The organism is Burkholderia sp. BCC0405, assembly GCF_902833075.1.
In the GTDB taxonomy this organism is placed as follows: domain Bacteria; phylum Pseudomonadota; class Gammaproteobacteria; order Burkholderiales; family Burkholderiaceae; genus Burkholderia.
The window spans coordinates 1-4,081 of sequence record NZ_CADFEO010000051.1; the positions used below are offsets into that span (position 1 = coordinate 1).

Sequence of the window (4,081 nt, forward strand, 5' to 3'; positions counted from 1 at the left end):
GACCAGGACGTTGATAGGTCAGGTGTGTAAGCGCAGTAATGCGTTCAGCTAACTGATACTAATTGCCCGTAAGGCTTGATCCTATAACAAGTCTGTTTCGCGCTGAGAACAGCGCGTCGGACTGGTTGGATTCTCGTGTGTGATACACACAACCTAAATTACTGCTTCTTCCAAGATTGGTTGTGCTGCGAAGCCAGCACAACAACCCTCTTTGCCTGATGACCATAGCGAGTCGGTCCCACCCCTTCCCATCCCGAACAGGACCGTGAAACGACTCTACGCCGATGATAGTGCGGATTCCCGTGTGAAAGTAGGTAATCGTCAGGCTCCCTAAGCCAAGAACCCCCGCCCGAAAGGTGGGGGTTTTTGCATTGGCGCGGCGGAAATGCATGTGCGTTGAGGGAAGAGCGCTCTATTCATCACATCCCACTGGCATGCACGCCAGATCACCCGGCCGTCGTCCTGCAGTCAAATCCTTACCCGGAACGAAACCACGCGATTTGATACGATCGAAGTGCCGTCGGCGATTGCATGCGTCGACGTTCATGTTCGAAACCAGGGCTTGATGGAGAGGGCCGGAATGAATATCGGCGACGCGTCGCGCGAATCCGGAGTCAGCGCAAAGATGATCCGGTACTACGAACAGGTCGGCCTGCTGGCGCCCAGCAAGCGTACCGATGCCGGCTACCGGATCTACGGCGCGGACGAAATCCATATCCTGCGCTTCATCCGTCAGGCGCGACGCCTTGGCTTTCTCGTCGAGGACATCCGCAAGCTGCTGATGCTCTGGCAAGACCGTTCCCGCGCGAGCGCCGAAGTGAAGTCGATTGCCCTCGAGCATGTGGCCGAACTCGACAAGCGTATCGCCGATCTGAGCGACATGCGTGACACACTGGCCGATCTTGCGGCGCACTGTCATGGTGACGGGCGGCCCGAATGCCCGATTTTGGCGCGTCTGTCCGAACCCGCCAGTGAACCAAATTAGTGCGCACGCTCGAAGCTCAAATCGAGCCCCGATTCGATTTCGATAAAAATCAATGGGTTATATGGTGTTTTCGGACAGCCATTCCAAATGGGAATGGCTTCCATGCAAGTATTTCACTAGCATCTTGGTGCGGCATCGCTATAATTCGGGATAACCCTATACGGGAAATCCCTGAACACCGATTCACCAGGGGTCCCCCTTCCTTGGAGAACGTCATGATCGCCTACATCGTCGAAAAGCTGAGCAACTGGTTCGAATCCGCAGAACGTGAACGCCGTGAGGCCTACCTTGCCACGTCGTCGGACATCGTCCAGCTCGAGAGCCGCATCCGCTCGCTCGAAACCAACGGCTACTCGCTGTAATCGGAGTCACCGTCAGGTGTCACGTGGCACCGAACGATAAGCAAGCCCCGTATTTGACGGGGCTTTGTTTTTTGTGCGCCGGATCTGGCGCAATCGTCAGTGCAGCGCTATGGTATGCACCTGCTTTTCATCCTGAAGGACACGATCATGCGTTTGCGTCTCGATGTGCGTCGAAGTGCCCGCGCGCGTCTCGTTCTGGGCGCGGCGGTGCTTGTCCATGGACTTGCGGCCGCTGCCGCGACGTCGTCCAAGCCGCTGATTCTCGATACGCACCGCGGTATCCAGGACGGCAAGGGCGGGTTGGTGCTGCAGACGGCACCGTTGTCTTCCGAGCCGATCGTCGAGCCGGCGGGCATGCGAGCCCCGGCCGGGCAGGTACCGAACACGTCGGTTCCACTGTTCGTCGCGCCGTATATCAATGTCCCCGCGTGGGGTGGACAGCCGCCCAGCCAGCCGAGGCTCGCCCCGAGACCTCAGCCGTAACGGCCGGTCGCCCGATCAGTTTCCGCGGTGCTCGATCTGGTAGCGGGCGCCGCTATCCTGCCCGAGCATCTCGACCAGATAGGGCAGTGCCTCGTTCATGCTCTGGGCGAGCGTATACGGCGGATTCAGAATGAACATCCCGCTGCCGTAGAGGCCCAGCCCGTCAGTCGGCGGGTTCGACACCGTCAGCGTCAGGTGCAGCCAGTTGTTCGGTTGCAGGCGCTTCAACTGCTCGGGAAAACGCTGCGATTCCGTCCGGGTCACCTGCGGGTACCAGACTGCATAGCAGCCCGTCGCGAAACGCTTCAGACACTCCGTCACGCAAGTCACCGTGCGCGCGTAATCCTTCTTGTCCTCGTAGGACGGGTCGATCAGCACGAGTGCGCGTCGCGGCGGCGGCGGCAGGAGCGCCTTGACGCCTTCGAAGCCGTCGCCGGCGAAGATCATCGCGCGTCGCCCCGCATCGCGGAAATTGTGGCGCAGCACGTCGATTTCCGTGGTGTGCATTTCGAACAGGCGCATGCGGTCCTGCTCGCGCATCGATCGCCATGCGATGTATGGGGAACCGGGGTAGAAGCGCAGTTCACCGTCGTCGTTCAGCGCGCGAACTTCATCCACATAGTCGCCCAGCACCTCCGGCAGGTTCTTTTCGTTCCACAGCCGGCCGATGCCGGTGTCGAATTCCGACGTCTTCGCCGCATAACCGTCGCGCAGCGAGTACACCCCGGCACCTGCATGCGTGTCGATGTACCAGTACGACTTGTCTTTCTTGTTCAGGTAGCGCAGCAGCTGGACGACAACGGCGTGCTTGAGCACGTCCGCGTGGTTGCCTGCGTGAAAACCGTGACGATAACTGAGCATGGCGGGCTGCCTGAAACGAAAGGTGAATCAATGAAAGCGGTCGATCGTGCGCGGCCGTCAGGCCGGGCGCCGATGCGGGCCGCGTATTGTACGCGAGTGGCCGCGCATCGCCTTACTCGTACGCATCGCCGACCACGTCCTCGATGCGTTGCTTCACATCCGGCGTCAGCTTCGCGGCAACATCGAGCGCGCGCATGTTGTCACTGATCTGCTCGATCCGCGACGCGCCCGTGATGACCGAACTCACGCGCGGATTTGCGAGTACCCACGCGATCGCGAGTTGGGCCGTGCTGCAGCCGAGCTCGGCTGCGATTGCGCCGAGCCGTTCGACGATGTCGTTGGCGGCCGGATCGGTCAGGCGGTCACGCATCCAGTCGTAACCCTGTAACTGCGCGCGGCTGCCGGGCGGCACGCCGTTTCGATACTTGCCGGTGAGCAGGCCCGATGCCAGCGGGCTCCAGGTCGTGAGGCCGAGACCGTAGTCGTCGTAGAGCCGTGCATATTCCTGTTCGACCCGTGTGCGGTGGAACAGGTTGTACTGTGGTTGCTCGACGACCGGCTTGTGCAGGTGATGCCGCTCGGCGATCTCGCACGCAGCACGTATCTCGTCGGCACTCCATTCCGACGTACCCCAGTACAGCGCTTTGCCGCGCACGATCATGTCGCTCATCGCCCAGACGGTTTCCTCGATCGGCGTGTTCGGATCGGGGCGATGGCAATAGACGAGGTCGACATAGTCGAGCTGCAGCCGGCGCAGCGAGCCGTCGATGGCGTTCAGCAGGTACTTCCGGTTCAGCGTGTGATACTGGTTCGGCAATTCGGCGAGCCCCCAGAAGAACTTCGTGGACACGATATAGCTGATGCGTGGCCAGTTGAGCGACTTGAGCGCGTGGCCCATGATTTCCTCGGATTTGCCGCCGGCGTAGACCTCGGCGTTATCGAAGAAATTGACGCCTGCGTCGCGCGCCGCAGCCAGGCATTCGCGCGCGACCCGCTGGTCGACCTGGTTGCCGTACGTCACCCACGAACCGAGCGAAAGCTCGCTGATCTGCAAGCCGGAGCGGCCTAGCCGTCGATAGTGCATGCGAATCTCCTGAGTAACCGAACCGACCTTAAGCTTAGACGTTTTGCGCGCGAACGGCGGGGCCGATCGTGCACAATGACGGCTGGCCCGCCAGCACGATCGCGCGACGGTAGCGGGTGCGGTGGGCGCGTGTTTTATCGATCCGACAACGGGAGGAGACGGACATGGCAGCAGATCTGAGCGGCAAGACCGCAGTCGTCACGGGCGCCGCGAGCGGCATCGGCAAGGAAATCGCACTCGAGCTCGCGAAGGCGGGCGCGGCCGTCGCGATCGCCGACCTGAACCAGGACGGCGCGAACGCCGTTG

Annotated in this window: 6 protein-coding genes and 2 rRNA genes; 6 read left to right on the plus strand and 2 right to left on the minus strand. The window is 61.1% G+C overall.

Features of this window, described 5'->3' with window-relative positions:
- From HWX36_RS36540 to HWX36_RS36560, 5 genes are all read left to right on the plus strand, one after another.
- Positions 1 to 83 (plus strand): 23S ribosomal RNA (locus HWX36_RS36540); the annotation flags it as partial.
- A 131-nt stretch (positions 84 to 214) separates the two neighbouring features.
- A 5S ribosomal RNA gene (gene rrf, locus HWX36_RS36545) occupies positions 215 to 327 on the plus strand.
- Between the two features lie 253 nt (positions 328 to 580).
- Complete coding sequence (cueR, locus tag HWX36_RS36550) at positions 581 to 985, plus strand: Cu(I)-responsive transcriptional regulator (protein ID WP_175958557.1); 405 nt, start codon at positions 581 to 583, stop codon at positions 983 to 985.
- Positions 986 to 1,200: 215 nt separating this feature from the next.
- Positions 1,201 to 1,347, plus strand: a complete 147-nt coding sequence (locus HWX36_RS36555) for a DUF3563 family protein (protein WP_006478295.1) — start codon at positions 1,201 to 1,203, stop codon at positions 1,345 to 1,347.
- 114 nt (positions 1,348 to 1,461) lie between these two features.
- Positions 1,462 to 1,830, plus strand: a complete 369-nt coding sequence (locus tag HWX36_RS36560; RefSeq protein ID WP_175958558.1) for a hypothetical protein — start codon at positions 1,462 to 1,464, stop codon at positions 1,828 to 1,830.
- Positions 1,831 to 1,845: 15 nt separating this feature from the next.
- On the opposite strand, the gene rlmJ is transcribed toward HWX36_RS36560, so the two are convergent.
- Complete coding sequence (gene rlmJ / locus HWX36_RS36565; protein WP_175958559.1) at positions 1,846 to 2,691, minus strand: 23S rRNA (adenine(2030)-N(6))-methyltransferase RlmJ; 846 nt, start codon at positions 2,689 to 2,691, stop codon at positions 1,846 to 1,848.
- 112 nt (positions 2,692 to 2,803) lie between these two features.
- Positions 2,804 to 3,775, minus strand: a complete 972-nt coding sequence (locus tag HWX36_RS36570; protein ID WP_175958560.1) for an aldo/keto reductase — start codon at positions 3,773 to 3,775, stop codon at positions 2,804 to 2,806.
- A gap of 164 nt (positions 3,776 to 3,939) precedes the next feature.
- Here HWX36_RS36570 and HWX36_RS36575 point away from each other — a divergent pair.
- The coding region (locus HWX36_RS36575; RefSeq protein ID WP_124675877.1) for an SDR family NAD(P)-dependent oxidoreductase at positions 3,940 to 4,081 on the plus strand (142 nt) is incomplete at its 3' end.